Genomic DNA, 14,893 nt, shown 5'->3' on the forward strand with positions numbered 1-14,893 from the left:
TAATACCGGCCGTTGATCGGCGTGTGGCGCAGCTTGGTAGCGCACTTCGTTCGGGACGAAGGGGTCGCAGGTTCGAATCCTGCCACGCCGACCATTTTCCCGCATCTCAGTCCCTTCTTTAACGACGAAATACTCCCCTTTAAGCGACTCTTTTCTTTCAATTGACATAAAGCTTTCACATTGGACATGTACAACGGTGCTCTCATCCCAACGGAGCAGCAGTAATGTCCGACCAATCCTCCCTTTTGGTAGAGAAGCTCTGGCGACTCAAACGTCGCATCGACAAGGGCCAGTGCCCGAGCGTCGACTTTGTCCATCTCAACGTCTTGCTGAGAGAGCCCAACTACCGCAATGACGTTCTGATGCGTGTGGAAGCCAATGGCACGCCAGAGCTTCAGGCGCTGGCACGCGAGATCATGGCCAACGATGATGGCCGTCCGCTGATGGCCAAGTCCTCGAACCAGAAACTTCAGGCCAGTCCCGTCACGCCGCAAAAAAGACGCGGTTGGTTTGCCCGTCACGCGCTGGTACTGGTTCCCGTCATTGGCACGGTTGTCGCCACGGTCGCCGGTTTTACCGCATTTGAGAATCGCAACGTGCGTATCAGCGCCGACATTACCACAGACACCGTCTGGGAAAGCGGTCATCGATACACCCTTGAAAACACCGTGTTTGTGGAAGGCGCGAACCTGACCATTGAACCCGGCGTAACCATAGAGGGCGAACCCGGTTCCGCCCTGGTTGTCACGTCCAGTGCCAAACTGTTTGCCCGCGGCAGCCGTAACCAACCGGTGGTCTTTACCAGTAGCAAGGAACCCGGAGCACGGGCTCGCGGTGACTGGGGTGGCGTTGTGCTTCTTGGAAAGGCACCGGTGAACGAGCCGAACGCCCGCATTGAAGGCGTACCTGAAAACGACACCCGTGGGCAATTCGGTGGCAGCGACACGCAGCATAGTTGCGGCGTGGTGCAGTACACCCGCATTGAATTTGCCGGTTTCGAGGTCTATCAGAACAACGAGCTGAACGGCTTAACCCTGGGTGGCTGTGGCTCCAACACCATCATCCAGAACGTGCAGGTTCACCGTGCTCTGGACGACGGTATCGAAATGTTCGGTGGCACCGTCGACCTGAAAAACATCCTGGTGACCGGTGCTGCCGATGACAGCATCGACTGGGACTGGGGCTGGCGAGGCAGGGTACAGTTTGCCATTATTCAGCAGTACCGGGATGTCGGCGATAACGCCTTTGAGGGCGACAACAACGGTTCCAGCCACTCGGCCGTGCCACGGTCCGAACCCACATTCTACAACGTCACCCTTTATGGCAGCGGCCGTTCCGCCAAAGAACACCGCGCTATTATGCTAAGAGAGGGATCCGGCGGCCACTTCCACAATATGATCATCGACAGTTACGCCATTGAGGCCCTGGATACCAGGGATGAGGTCACCGCGCTGGTGGGCATGAATGCCCTGACGTTCAGCCACAACCTGCTTGCCAACAACGGTAGGTTAGGCAACCTCACCATTGTTAACGAAACCGATGATGACGATTTCGGCTTCAACGAAGAGCTGTGGATACGCAGCCCCGAACTGCAGAACACCGTTCAGGTTGAAACCGGCTTGCAACCCTCTGTCACCAGCGAGTCGTCGCCGCATTTCCGCCCCAGAAGCTCAGTGCGCGCCATGACTGCCAAACGGCCTCCGAAAGCCGAATTCTTTGATGAGTCGGCGATGTACCAGGGCGCTGTTAACCCCAGGGCCACATCGACCTGGCTGGATGACTGGACGGCATTTCCGGAATCCTGACGAGCTTACCAATGCCTGGGAGGGTGGCTACCTCCACAAAGGAATGCAGAGGTCTGAACTTTTCTGTACCCTGCGCGGCTCTTCGCGAAAGGAACAACCATGACCTCCCAGACAAACTCCCTGGCTACCGATGAACGGCCGGGCGCTTTCTCCGATAGCGACCCGATCGTTCTGACGCTTACGATTGGCTTCATCCTGCTGTTCGTTGGTGCTTCCATTATTGACAGCAGCGCCGTCGCTACAGCGATTGGCGCCGGATTCACCTGGACGGCAAAGTACCTGGGGTCGTTCTTCCAACTACTCCTGCTGGCAACCTTTTTCATCGCACTCGGAACAGCGGTCAGCAAGGCCGGCAATGCACGGATTGGTGGCCTGGACCGGCCGGAAATCAGCCGTTTTCGCTGGCTTTCAATGATCATGTGTACATTGCTGGCCGGTGGAGGGGTGTTTTTCGCCGCCGGGGAACCGGTCTATCACTTTGTGGTAACACCACCGGCGTTTGATACCGAAGCCGGAACGGCTGCGGCCACCGCTCCCGCCATGGCGCAGTCGTTTACTCACTGGGGCTTCCTTGCCTGGGCCGTGCTCGGCTCGCTGACCGCACTGGTTCTCAGCAGGGCTCACTATGATCAGGGCAAACCGCTGCAGCCGCGAACCCTGTTGTATCCGGTGTTTGGTGAGAACGCTGTTCAAGGCAAGCTGGGTGGGGTGATTGACGCCCTTTGCGTCATTGCCGTGGTGGCGGGAACCGTCGGCCCTATCGGTTTCCTGGCAACCCAGGTGAGTTTCGGGCTGCACGAGCTGTTTGGCATCACCGATGGCTATGGCACCCAGCTCGCGGTACTGATCATTCTGGCCGGGGTGTACATGACATCCGCCATGACCGGACTGCACAAGGGTATTCAGTTGCTCAGCCGGTTCAACGTGCTCCTCGCCCTGGCCATCGCCGCAGTGATTTTCCTGTTCGGTCCCACACTGTTTCTGGCCAACACCTTTACTCAGTCATTCGGCGAGTACCTGACGTCTTTCATGGCGATGTCGACGATGACCGCTGAAACGGCGCCGGACTGGTGGATGAAATGGTGGACGGTGTTTTTCTTCGCCTGGTTTATTGGTTACACGCCTTTGATGGCGGTGTTTGTGTCGCGAATTTCCCGCGGACGCACGGTTCGTGAAATGATCCTCGCGGTTGCCGTATTGGCACCTATTGCCACCACAATCTGGTTTACGCTGCTGGGTGGCTCGGGGATCTATCACCAGCTGGCCGGCACCTTTGACCTGACCGAAGCGTTGAACAATTTCCGTTTTGACGTCGCCACACTGACCGTGGCCCAGGCGCTGCCAGGAGGCACCTGGATGGCCGCCGCGATACTGCTGCTCACCACCATTTTTGTCGCCACCACCGGCGACTCCATGAGCTATTCCATTGCCATGGTGGGTGCGGGCCATGATGAGCCAAATCCTTGGATCCGTGTATTCTGGGGCGGTGCTATGGCGCTGATGGCCGCCATTCTGCTGTATATGGGTTCAGGGCAGATTGGCGTGCTTCAGCAGTTCATTGTGATAACCGCCATACCGGTCTCCTTTGTCATACTGCCATCGCTATGGACAGGGCCGAAAGCGGCTATGGCCATGGCCCGTGATCAGGGGCTTGCCTGACCATCATCACCAGTTCGATGCTGCTGTTCCCAGAGCCTGGCGTAATGCCCCTTCTGGCCCAGCAGCTCGACGTGGTTGCCACTCTCGACAATACAGCCGCCGTCCATCACCAGAATGGTATCCGCATCGCGCGTCGTCGACAGCCGATGAGCGATAACCAGGGAGGTGCGCTGGCGGCTGACTTCCTTCAAGGCCCCCAGAATCGCCTGTTCAGACAGCGAATCCAGAGAAGATGTGGCTTCGTCCAGAATCAATAACGGTGGGTTCTTGAGAAGTACCCGGGCAATGGCGACCCGCTGTTTCTCGCCGCCGGAAAGTTTAAGCCCCCGCTCACCAACCTGTGTGTTATAGCCATCGGGCAGGCTGTGGATAAACTGTTCCAGGTGCGCCATTCGGGCTGCCCGGTACACCTCTTCCTCGCTGGCATCAGGCCGACCGTAAGCCAGGTTCCGAAAAAGCGTGTCGTTGAACAGCACCGTATCCTGGGGCACCACGCCAATGGCGGAACGCAGGCTGTCCTGGGTGACCTCACGGATATCCTGACCATCGATGGTGATACTGCCCCGGTTCACATCGTAAAACCGGAAAAGCAGGCGGGCGAGGGTCGATTTCCCCGCACCGCTGGCGCCCACGACGGCTACGGTGTGCCCAGCGGGAATTGAGAAACTTACGTTCCGGAGGATCTGACGGTTGGGGCGATAACCAAAGTGAACCTGGTCGAAACGAACCTCGCCTTTGTCCACCACCAACGCTTTGGCGTTCGGCGCGTCCTCAATGACCGGTTCGTCGCCGAGCAACCCGAACAACCGTTCCACATTCACCAGCGCCTGGCGGATCTCCCGATACACGAACCCCAGTGCATTGAGCGGTATAAACAGCTGTAACAGGTAGGCATTAATCATGGTGAAATCCCCCAGGGTGATCTCACCACTGGCGACTTCCTGCACTGCCATGGCCATGATGACGATCATCGCCACACCGATGATCAGGGCCTGGCCCGAGTTCAGGGCGGCCAGCGACAGCCGGTTTTTGAGCCGTGCCTGTTCCCAGTCATCCAGGTCCTTGTCGTAGAGCTCTGCCTCGAAGCGTTCGTTATTGAAATACTTTACGGTCTCGTAGTTGAGCAGGCTGTCGACTGCGCGGGAATTGGACTGGTTGTCCCGGGCATTGGCTTCGCGCACGTATTTCGTGCGCCACTCGGTAACCTTGATGGAAAACACCACATACACCACCACCGCTACCAGGATCGCCAGCACATAGCCCACGTTGAACACCACGAAGAGAATACCGGCCACCATCAGGATTTCGAGGAGGGTGGGGACAATGTTGAAGAGAGTGAAACGCAGCAGGAAGCTGATGCCGTTGGTGCCCCGTTCAATGTCCCGGGCCAGTCCGCCGGTTTTCCGGTCCAGGTGAAAGGACAGCTCCCGGTTGTGCAGATGTTCGAAAACCCGCAGCGACACTCGTCGCATGGCCCGTTCCGCGACTCGGGCGAACACCGCGTCCCGCAATTCGCTGAACAGGGTGCTGCCAAATCGGAGCAGGCCGTAGGCGACGACCAGTATGACCGGTATCCACAGCAGTACCTCGCCGCCCTGATTTTCGTCCAGATAGTCGACGATGTATTTCAGGGCGACCGGTGTAGCCACCGTCGCCAGTTTGGAGAAGATCAGGAACCCCAGCGCCAGCATGACTCGACCACGGAATTCCGTCAGATAGGGCCATAGGCCGGCGATGACTTTCCAGTCGGGTTTGTGGTTGGCGGGGTACTCGTTGTCAGCGTAGGCGCGCACTCGGGTTTCCCTTCAATAACGGAGTAGTCGAGCGCACGAGATGGGACTTGTCTGCCAGGACACGCTGTAAATACGTCCCTGTACGCTCGACAAAAGCCATCCATGGCTTTTGACGGTCCTGGCAGACAAGTCCCACCCCGCACGCTCTTACGTAGCTGTATGATAGGTTCTAATACGAGTAAAAACCGTAATGTTATCGGAGTTTACAGTACCCCTTATCCTGGAGGCACACCATCAACACCCGTCATCGGAAGGCTCTGAAACTGGTTGTCGATTTTATCAGCCCTTACAAAAGGGCTGTTACCGGCGCTCTCGTGGCTCTGGTTATTACAGCCGGCATCACACTTGCCCTAGGTCAGGGCTTACGGATTCTGGTGGACCAGGGCCTTGCCACCCAGTCTCCCGCGATGTTGTCCAAAGCAGTCGGTCTGTTTTTTGTGCTGGTGATCGGTCTCGCCATTGGCTCCTTCGCTCGTTTTTACCTGGTGTCCTGGATTGGCGAAAGGGTGGTGGCGGATATTCGAAAGCAGGTGTTTAACCATCTGATCGACCTTCACCCTGGTTTCTACGAGAAAAACCGAAGCCTGGAAATACAGTCGCGGTTTACCGCTGATACGACAGTGCTGCAATCCGTCATCGGCTCCACGGTCTCCATCGCGCTGCGCAACACCCTGATGCTGGTGGGCGGGCTGATCCTGCTCTTCATAACCAATGCCAAACTTGCCGGTATCATCATCCTCGGCTTCCCACTGGTGATCATTCCCATCCTGATCTATGGTCGCCGTGTGCGGCAGCTGTCCAGGCTGAGCCAGGACCGGGTCGCGGAAGTGGGCAGCTACGTGGGGGAGAACCTCACCCAGATCAAGACGGTGCAGGCGTTCAACCATCAGCCTCATGACCGCCGGTTTTTCTCACAGGTGGCGGAAAATGCCTTCGAGATTGCCCGTGTGAGGATTCGCCAGCGGGCCTGGCTGACCACCATCGCCATTACCCTGGTTATGGGTGCCATTGGCGTGGTGATCTGGATTGGCGGGCTGGATGTGATCTCAGGTCGTACCAGCCCGGGCGAGCTGGCGGCATTTGTATTCTACAGCCTGTTGGTGGGACTGGCCGCCGGCGCCATCAGTGAAGTGATTGGTGAGTTGCAGCGCGCAGCCGGAGCGGCGGCGCGGATTTTCGAGCTGCTGCAGACACCCAGTGAAATCCTCAGTGGGGCAAACGCCACCCAGGCTCTGCCCGACCCCCTTCGCGGCGACATCGAGATCAGCAATCTGACCTTTTCCTATCCGGCCCGTCGCGATATCGAGGTTCTGCAAAGCCTTTCACTTCACATCCAGGCAGGCGAAACCGTGGCACTGGTTGGTCCCTCCGGTGCTGGAAAGTCTACGTTGTTCGATCTGCTCTTGAGGTTCTATGACCCCGACACGGGGCAGATTCTTATCGACGGCGTCGACAGTCGTAAGTTAGCGCTTACAGACCTGCGCCAATGCTTTGCGCTGGTGCCACAGAACCCCGCGCTGTTTCACGGCACCATTGCCGACAACATCCGCTACGCCCGACCAGAGGCCAGCGACACTGCCATGGTGGAGGCCGCCAGGATTGCCCATGCCGATGAGTTTATCCACAAACTGCCAAAAGGCTATGAAACACCACTGGGCGATACGGGTCTCGGGCTATCGGGGGGGCAGAAGCAGCGGCTGGCGATTGCCCGCGCACTGCTTGCGGATGCACCTATACTGTTATTGGATGAGGCGACCAGCGCACTGGATGCAGAAAGCGAACACCTGATCCAGCAAGCCATGCCGGGACTGATGTCCAACCGCACGACATTGGTCATCGCACACCGGCTGGCCACCGTCAGGCACGCCGATCGTATCATTGTGATGGACGCCGGAATTATTCAGGATATCGGCAACCACGATAAACTTGTCGAACGGAATCCGCTGTACCGGAGACTTGCGGAACTTCAGTTCCGGGAGGACATTGGCGGCCGCAGTACGTAGAAACAACAGGGCCGGGTTTTCAAACCGGGCCATCATTTCGTGTATGCTGACAGTACCAAACCGAATTCGAGGAGAGGCAAAGTGACGAACAAAGAATTGCAGGCACTCAAAGAACGTTATGTCGCGGCCGGTGCTGCCAGCCCCAACGAGCAGTTTGCCGACCATGCGACCAATGCCGAGCTCTGGGATGCCGATGGCAAGCGTATGATCGACTTCGCCGGCGGCATTGGTGTACTGAATATCGGCCATCGTCACCCCAAAGTGGTTGAAGCGGTGAAGGCGCAGTTGGACAAGCTGATGCACACCTGCCAGACCGTCATGCCCTATGAGGGCTATGTGAAGCTGGCGCAGAAGCTCAGTGAAGTGGTTCCGGTAAAGGGCCACGCCAAGGTCATGCTGGCCAACTCCGGCGCAGAAGCCCTGGAAAACGCCATGAAGATCGCCCGCGCGGCGACCGGCAAAACCAATGTGATCTGCTTTGACGGCGGTTATCACGGCCGTACCTTCTACACCATGGCCATGAACGGCAAAGCCGCTCCTTATCAGACCGATTTCGGCCCAATGCCGGGCACCGTCTTTCGCGCCCCCTATCCGGTTCCCTATCACGGTGTCAGTGAGGATGAAGCGCTCCGTGGCCTGAAGATGGCCATGAAGGCCGATTCACCCGCCAGTGACACCGCCGCCATCGTGATTGAGCCGGTATTGGGTGAGGGTGGTTTCTACGCCGCACCAGCCAGCTTCCTCAAAGAGATCCGCAAGATCTGCGATGAGAACGGCATCCTGATGATCGCGGATGAGGTTCAGAGCGGCTTCGGCCGGACTGGCAAGATGTTCGCCATCGAACACAGCGGTGTTGAGCCCGACATGATGACCATGGCCAAGAGTATGGCCGATGGCATGCCGATCTCAGCCATTGTCGGTACCGACAAGGTTATGGACTCGTCCGGCCCGAACTCCCTCGGCGGCACCTACACCGGCAGCCCGACGGCCTGTGCAGCAGCCCTGGCAGTATTTGACGTGTTCAAGGAAGAAGACATTCTGGGTAAGAGTCAGCGCCTGGGTGACACCCTGCGCAAACGCTTTGATCAGTGGCAGGAACAGTTCCCCCACGTGGACAACGTGCGCAACCTCGGGCCCATGGCTGCCATTGAACTGGTCACCGACAAGACCAGCAAGGAACCGCGGGCAGACCTGGCGGCGGCCGTTACCAAGAAAGCCAAGGAAAATGGCCTGATCCTGCTGAGCTGCGGCATGTACGGCAATACCTTGCGTTTCCTGATGCCGGTCACCATCGAGGACAATATTCTTGAGGAAGGCCTGGCGATCGTTGAGCAGGCACTGAAAGAGGTGGGCTAACACCTTCTGGCAGGGTCATTAACACACCTGCCGCTGTATACCGGAACGCTGGTCAGTGTGAAGCTGACCAGCGTTTTTTTATGGGCTCTATCCGTTCTAGATCAACTTCCTGATTTCCTTCCACAAGCGCCGATAGGCATCGGCAGCTGCGGATGACCGATCCATCAGTTCCACCGGCTGGCCACTCTCACCCATCTTCTCCACCACACTGGCATTGGGAATCAGCGCGTTCAGCCCATTCTCGAGGCGCTGTTTGCGATGGATCACCATCTCGCGATGCAGATGCTTGCGGCGGTCCACGATGGAGAAAAACGGGTGCAGACGACCGGGTTTGAGCTTCTTGTCCTTGGCGAAGGCCTGGAGCTGTTGCCAGCTATTCAGAGCGAGCCAAGTCGGAACCACCGGCACGAACACGCCATCGGCGGTTTTCAACACCTGCTCGGACAACCGCGACATTGAGGGCGGGCAATCCAGTACGACCAGGCTGGTTTCCTCCGATAGCGGCGCCAGCCAGTTTTTGAGGGTATTGGCGCTGTCGTCCTTATCCAGCCGGACATCAAGGTTGCGAAAACTGTTATGGGCCGGGATAAAATCGAGGTCAGGGTAGGCGCTGGCCCGAATGAATTTGCCGATGGGGGTCTTGCCATCCATCAGTGCAGCCAGTTTCCGACCCTTGATCTCGTCGGTTCCCGCCAGGTACCAGCTAGCCGCCCCCTGAGGGTCGAGATCCCATAACAGGGTGGGAATGCCGGCCTGGCTGGCCAGGTAGGCGATGTTTACAGCCGCTGCGGTTTTTCCAACACCACCTTTAAGACTGTAAAACGCAATGATCTTCATGCTTCCTCCTAAAGCCCCGTCAAAACACCGGCTGCAAGCTTAACCGATCCCATTGGTGAGCGTGTTGCAGTTTAATGACACGTCATTTAACACGACATAAATTCTGTAACTCCTCCCCCTGACTACTCCCCGCAAACTGTGCGAAAGGATGTTTTGGCTAACGATTGAACACTTCATGTTGACAATGGACATCCACAACTGCCGTCAACCGGCGGCATTGGCCATTGGATCGTCTCCACAACAAATACAAGACAGGAGCACACAATGATCTCCATACAACGCCTGGTAACCGGTGTCAGTCTCGGCCTGACACTTGCGTTGCCCATCAATACTGCCCACGCCGGTACCTTTGTCCATCTGTTCGAATGGAAGTGGAGCGATGTCGCCACTGAATGTGAACAGTTTCTTGGCCCTAAGGGTTACAGCGCCGTTCAGGTGTCACCGCCGCAGGAACACATTCAGGGCAGCGCCTGGTGGACGCGCTATCAACCTGTCAGCTACCAGCTCCAGAGCCGCAGTGGTAACAGCAGCCAGTTCGCCGATATGGTTTCGCGCTGCAACACGGCCGGGGTCGACGTTTATGTGGATGCCGTGATCAACCATACCGCCAATGGTACGGGAAACGGCACGGCCGGGTCCTATTACAGCAGCGATTCCCTGACCTATCCTATCTACAGTGGCAACGATTTCCACGCCGAATGCAGTATCAACGGCTCGGATTACAGTTCGGATGCCTGGCGCGTTCGCAATTGCCGCCTCGTCGGCTTACCGGACCTGGATACCGGAAGCGGCTACGTGCGCGACACTCTGGCCGGCTATCTCAATCAGCTCACGTCGCTGGGTGTGAAGGGTATACGGGTGGATGCCGCCAAACATATGTCGCCCGGTGATATCGGCGCCGTCATCAATCAGGCCGGCGGCCCGCTGTACGTATTCCAGGAGGTGATCGACCTGGGTGGCGAAGCCGTCAGTGCCACTGAGTACACGGGTACGTCAGACGTCACCGAGTTCCGCTACAGCGCGTCCATCGGCAACGTCTTCAAGAACCAGCAACTGGCCAACCTCAACGCCTTTGGAGAGAGCTGGGGCTTCCTCTCCGGCGGTGATGCCGTTGTATTCACCGACAACCATGACAACCAACGTGGCCACGGTGCCGGTGGCAGCAATGTGCTGACCTACAAGGATGGTGATCTCTACAACCTGGCCAACGTGTTCATGCTGGGCTGGCCTTATGGCTACCCCAAGGTAATGTCGAGTTACGCGTTTTCCAACGGTGACCAGGGCCCTCCAGCCCAAAACGTCTACCAGAACGGCACTGCTCAGTGCGGCTCCGCCTGGGTATGCGAACATCGCTGGGACTCCATTGCCAACATGGTTGCCTTCCGGGCTGAGACTGACGGCCAGGGCGTGAACAGCTGGTGGGACAATGGCAATAACCAGATTGCGTTCAGTCGGGGCAATAAGGGGTTCGTCGCCATCAACCGTGAAGGCAGCACACTGTCACGGACTTTCAGCACCGGGCTGGCTGATGGAAACTATCGCAATGTGGCTGGCAACGGTGCCTGCGTAACGGTGCAGAATGGCCAGGTGGCACTGACGGTACCGGCGATGGAGGCAGCGGCACTTCATAGCGCTGCCCCCTGTGACGGAAGCGATCCCAATCCGCCAACAGCAGGGACGGCATCCGTCACCTTCCAGTGCCAGAACGGCACTACCATCATGGGGCAAAGTGTGTACGTTACCGGCAACAACGATGCTTTGGGTAACTGGTCACCTGCCGGTGCGGTAAAACTGGATCCAACAGCCTACCCAACCTGGAGTGGGTCGATCAATCTACCAGCGGAGACCTCCATCGAGTGGAAATGCCTGAAGCGCAGCGAAACCGATCCTGGCGCCCAGCAGCAGTGGCAGTCAGGGGATAATAACCTGGTACAGACCGCAGGTGAGGGCACCAGCAGTTCCACTTCCGGTTCTTTCTGAAGCGCACCTGCCACTACCACACCGACTGACAAACGGCCCGCGTTAGCGGGCCGGTACCGCCGACCTCGGTTACTCACACTCACGGTTTCATCGTATACTGCCTGACGACTTTTTCGGTATGCTGGATTCCACCGGCATCACTTCCCCGAACGATCAGGCTGATTTATGACCGACCCGGAAATCCAATCTCCACCGACCCACAAGCCAAGGCCCTGGGTTGATCTACTCGTGAGTATCATCATTCCCTCCGTCATTCTGATGAAGTTGAGCGGGGATGAATATTTGGGCAGTGTCATGGCCCTGGTCATCGGTCTCGCGTTCCCCCTTGGGTGGGGGCTGTTCGAGTTGGTGCGCTATCGCAAATACAACTTTATCGCGGTGCTCGGCATTGTCAGCGTCGGTTTGACCGGTGGTATCGGCCTGATGGAGCTGGATGCCGGCTGGCTGGCGATCAAGGAAGCGGCTGTTCCCGCCGTCATCGGTATTGCCGTGCTCGTTTCAACCCGTACACGATATCCGCTGGTTAGAACCCTGCTGTACAACCCGTCCGTGCTGAACGTGGACAAGATTCAGGCGGTGCTGAAAGAGAACGACAGTGAGGACGAGTTCGAGGCGCGCCTACTCAAGGCCAGCTATTTCTTCAGCCTGACCTTCCTGTTCTCCTCCATCATGAATTACGTGTTGGCCAAGTGGATTGTTACCAGCCCGTCTGGAACCCAGGCGTTCAATGAGGAATTGGGCAGAATGACCCTGGTGAGTTATCCCATGATCGCCATCCCCTCGATGATCATGATGATCGCCATTTTCTACTACCTTTGGCGCTCCATCCGACGACTGACCGGTTACACCCTCGAGGATGTTATGGCGCCACACCTTGCGTCCCAGCACGACAGCAAGTCCTCTGATACATCGACGGGTAATGGGGGTTGATTCCAGTCAGTCACGATTCAGTTAAGTTGCTGAATTAGAAATAAAAAAGGCGACCATCGGGTCGCCTTTTTCATGTGCCCGGATAAACCGGGTCCGATCACAAACCCGCCGCGATCACACGTCCAGGTTAGTCACCTCAAGCGCATTACTCTGGATGAACAAGCGCCGTGGCTCGACGTCATCGCCCATCAGGGTGGTGAAGATCTGGTCTGCCGCAATAGCATCCTCGATGGTGACCTTCATCATGCGACGAGTCTCCGGATCCATGGTGGTCTCCCACAACTGCTCCGGGTTCATCTCGCCCAGCCCCTTGTAGCGCTGGATGTTCAGGCCGCGCTGGGCTTCCTTCATCAGCCATTCCAGAGCGCCCTCGAATGACAGCACCGCTTGCTTGCGCTCGCCACGCTGGATATAGGCGCCGTCTTCGATCAAACCGTCCAGCGTTTCCCCCATTCTCGCGATGGCCGCGTAGGAAGACGACTCAAAGAACTCATGGCTGAACACGTGGTTGTGGGGAATCCCGTGCACATAAATCACCACCTTCGGCAGGTAGAGATTGCGTTCGGTGTCCTTTTCCACCGAGAAGGTGTACTTGGTACCGGTGCGGGTATCCAACTGAAGACCGTCACCCAGGCGAGCCACCCAACGAGCCACTTCCGCCTCTTCCTTCAGGTGTTCCGGCTTCAGCGTCACGTTGTCCAGCATTTGCTGGAGCACCTTGGCCGGATAGGCACGGGACAGACGATCAATCATCGCCATCACCGCCTGGTAATCCTTCACCATGGTTTCCAGAGCGGAATCCTTGATAGCCGGTGCGTCCGGATTGACATAGAGCTGGGCGCCTTCCAGGGCGGTCTGTGTCAGGTACGCTTCCTTGGCTTTCTCGTCTTTCAGGTACTGCTCCTGCTTGCCACGCTTGACCTTGTACAGCGGTGGCATGGCAATGAACACATGGCCACGCTCAATAATTTCACGCATCTGACGGAACAGGAAGGTGAGTAGCAGCGTACGGATGTGGGAACCGTCCACGTCCGCATCGGTCATGATAATCAGGGAGTGGTAGCGGAGTTTTTCCGGATTGAATTCCTCTCGCCCGATGCCGCAGCCCAGCGCAGTAATGAGCGTACCTACTTCCGCCGAGGACAACATCTTGTCGAAGCGGGCCTTCTCCACGTTCAGGATCTTACCCTTGAGTGGCAGGATGGCCTGTGTTTTACGGTCACGCCCCTGTTTGGCACTGCCGCCGGCTGAATCACCCTCCACAATGAACAGTTCGGAAAGAGCGGGGTCTTTTTCCTGACAGTCCGCCAACTTACCCGGCAGACCGGCAATATCCAGCGCCCCCTTGCGGCGCGTCATGTCACGGGCCTTGCGGGCCGCTTCACGGGCGCGAGCCGCTTCAATCATCTTGTTGACGATCAGTTTGGCCTCGTTGGGCTGCTCCTGCAGGAAGTCCGCAAAGGATTGATACAGCTCCTGCTCAACCGCCGTTTTGACCTCGGAAGAAACCAACTTGTCCTTGGTCTGGGACGAGAACTTGGGGTCAGGAACCTTCACGCTGATAATAGCCGTCAGACCTTCCCGAGCGTCATCACCGGACGTGCTGACCTTGGCCTTTTTGCCCAGGCCTTCGTGCTCAATATAGTTGTTGAGCGAACGGGTCAGGGCCGCACGGAACCCAGCGAGGTGGGTACCACCGTCGCGCTGCGGGATGTTGTTGGTAAACGTGTAGATATTTTCCTGGAAGGCATCGTTCCACTGCATGGCCACTTCCACCGCAATACCGTCTTCACGTTCCTTGATGAAATGAAACACGCGGTTGATCGGTGTCTTGTTGGAGTTCAGGTGCTCAACAAAGGCACGCAGGCCACCCTCGTATTCGAATACCTCTTCCTTGCCACTACGCTCATCCTGCAGGCGGATACGCACACCGCTGTTCAGGAACGCCAGCTCCCGCAGGCGCTTGGCCAAAATATCCCAGTGGAACTCAATGCTGGTAAACGTCTCCGGGGACGGAATGAAGTGAACCTTCGTACCACTGGCGTCGGTGTCGCCAACCACATCGAGCGGCGCCTTTGGTACGCCGTTGTTGTAGGTTTGCTCATAAACCTTGCCATCACGTCGGATAGTCAACGTAAGGGAAGAGGAGAGGGCATTCACCACCGACACCCCAACACCGTGAAGCCCGCCCGAGACCTTGTAGCTGTTGTCATCAAACTTACCACCGGCATGGAGAACCGTCATGATGACTTCAGCAGCGGAGACACCTTCTTCCTTGTGAAGGTCTACCGGAATACCACGGCCGTTATCCCTGACCGTAACCGATTCGTCCGGATGGATGATCACCCCGATTTCAGAACAGTGCCCAGCCAACGCCTCGTCAATGGAGTTGTCCACCAACTCAAAGACCATGTGATGCAGGCCGGTGCCATCGTCAGTGTCACCGATATACATACCGGGCCGCTTCCGAACGGCATCCAGTCCTTTCAATACCTTGATGCTTGAGGAGTTGTAGTTCGATTCACTCATT

Annotated in this window: 9 protein-coding genes and 1 tRNA gene; 7 read left to right on the forward strand and 3 right to left on the reverse strand. The window is 57.3% G+C overall.

Features of this window, described 5'->3' with window-relative positions; genetic code table 11:
• The first annotated feature begins 17 nt into the window (after positions 1-17).
• From R1T46_RS03940 to R1T46_RS03950, 3 genes are all read left to right on the forward strand, one after another.
• Positions 18-94 (forward strand) — tRNA-Pro (locus tag R1T46_RS03940).
• A 130-nt stretch (positions 95-224) separates the two neighbouring features.
• Complete coding sequence (locus R1T46_RS03945; RefSeq protein WP_075196398.1) at positions 225-1,805, forward strand: hypothetical protein; 1,581 nt, start codon at positions 225-227, stop codon at positions 1,803-1,805.
• 99 nt (positions 1,806-1,904) lie between these two features.
• Positions 1,905-3,464 (forward strand): BCCT family transporter, encoded by a 1,560-nt coding sequence (locus tag R1T46_RS03950; RefSeq protein ID WP_126810923.1) that lies wholly within the window; start codon positions 1,905-1,907, stop codon positions 3,462-3,464.
• Here the strand turns inward: R1T46_RS03950 and R1T46_RS03955 are convergent.
• On the reverse strand, positions 3,449-5,257 hold the full coding sequence (locus tag R1T46_RS03955) for an ABCB family ABC transporter ATP-binding protein/permease (protein WP_126810924.1): 1,809 nt from the start codon (positions 5,255-5,257) through the stop codon (positions 3,449-3,451). The genes R1T46_RS03950 and R1T46_RS03955 overlap by 16 nt on opposite strands.
• Before the next feature lie 257 nt (positions 5,258-5,514).
• Here R1T46_RS03955 and R1T46_RS03960 point away from each other — a divergent pair, with 257 nt between their 5' ends.
• Together R1T46_RS03960 and gabT are read left to right on the forward strand one after the other, a co-directional pair.
• Entirely contained in the window at positions 5,515-7,260 is a 1,746-nt protein-coding gene (locus R1T46_RS03960) for an ABC transporter transmembrane domain-containing protein (RefSeq protein ID WP_317308257.1), read from the forward strand.
• Positions 7,261-7,341: 81 nt separating this feature from the next.
• Positions 7,342-8,616 carry a 4-aminobutyrate--2-oxoglutarate transaminase gene (gabT, locus tag R1T46_RS03965; protein WP_007152976.1) on the forward strand — a complete coding sequence of 425 codons (1,275 nt, stop codon included), beginning with the start codon at positions 7,342-7,344 and terminating at the stop codon, positions 8,614-8,616.
• A gap of 96 nt (positions 8,617-8,712) precedes the next feature.
• Here gabT and R1T46_RS03970 read toward each other — a convergent pair whose 3' ends face one another.
• Positions 8,713-9,453 carry a ParA family protein gene (locus R1T46_RS03970; protein ID WP_317307402.1) on the reverse strand — a complete coding sequence of 247 codons (741 nt, stop codon included), beginning with the start codon at positions 9,451-9,453 and terminating at the stop codon, positions 8,713-8,715.
• Between the two features lie 264 nt (positions 9,454-9,717).
• On the opposite strand from R1T46_RS03970, the gene R1T46_RS03975 reads away from it, so the two are divergent.
• Both R1T46_RS03975 and R1T46_RS03980 read left to right on the forward strand, forming a co-directional pair.
• Positions 9,718-11,433, forward strand: a complete 1,716-nt coding sequence (locus R1T46_RS03975; protein WP_317307403.1) for a carbohydrate-binding module family 20 domain-containing protein — start codon at positions 9,718-9,720, stop codon at positions 11,431-11,433.
• Positions 11,434-11,598: 165 nt separating this feature from the next.
• Entirely contained in the window at positions 11,599-12,363 is a 765-nt protein-coding gene (locus R1T46_RS03980) for a VC0807 family protein (RefSeq protein ID WP_317307404.1), read from the forward strand.
• A 114-nt stretch (positions 12,364-12,477) separates the two neighbouring features.
• On the opposite strand, the gene gyrB is transcribed toward R1T46_RS03980, so the two are convergent.
• Positions 12,478-14,892, reverse strand: a complete 2,415-nt coding sequence (gene gyrB / locus R1T46_RS03985) for a DNA topoisomerase (ATP-hydrolyzing) subunit B (protein ID WP_317307405.1) — start codon at positions 14,890-14,892, stop codon at positions 12,478-12,480.
• Position 14,893: the final 1 nt, after the last annotated feature.

This window comes from Marinobacter salarius (assembly GCF_032922745.1).
Classification (GTDB): domain Bacteria; phylum Pseudomonadota; class Gammaproteobacteria; order Pseudomonadales; family Oleiphilaceae; genus Marinobacter.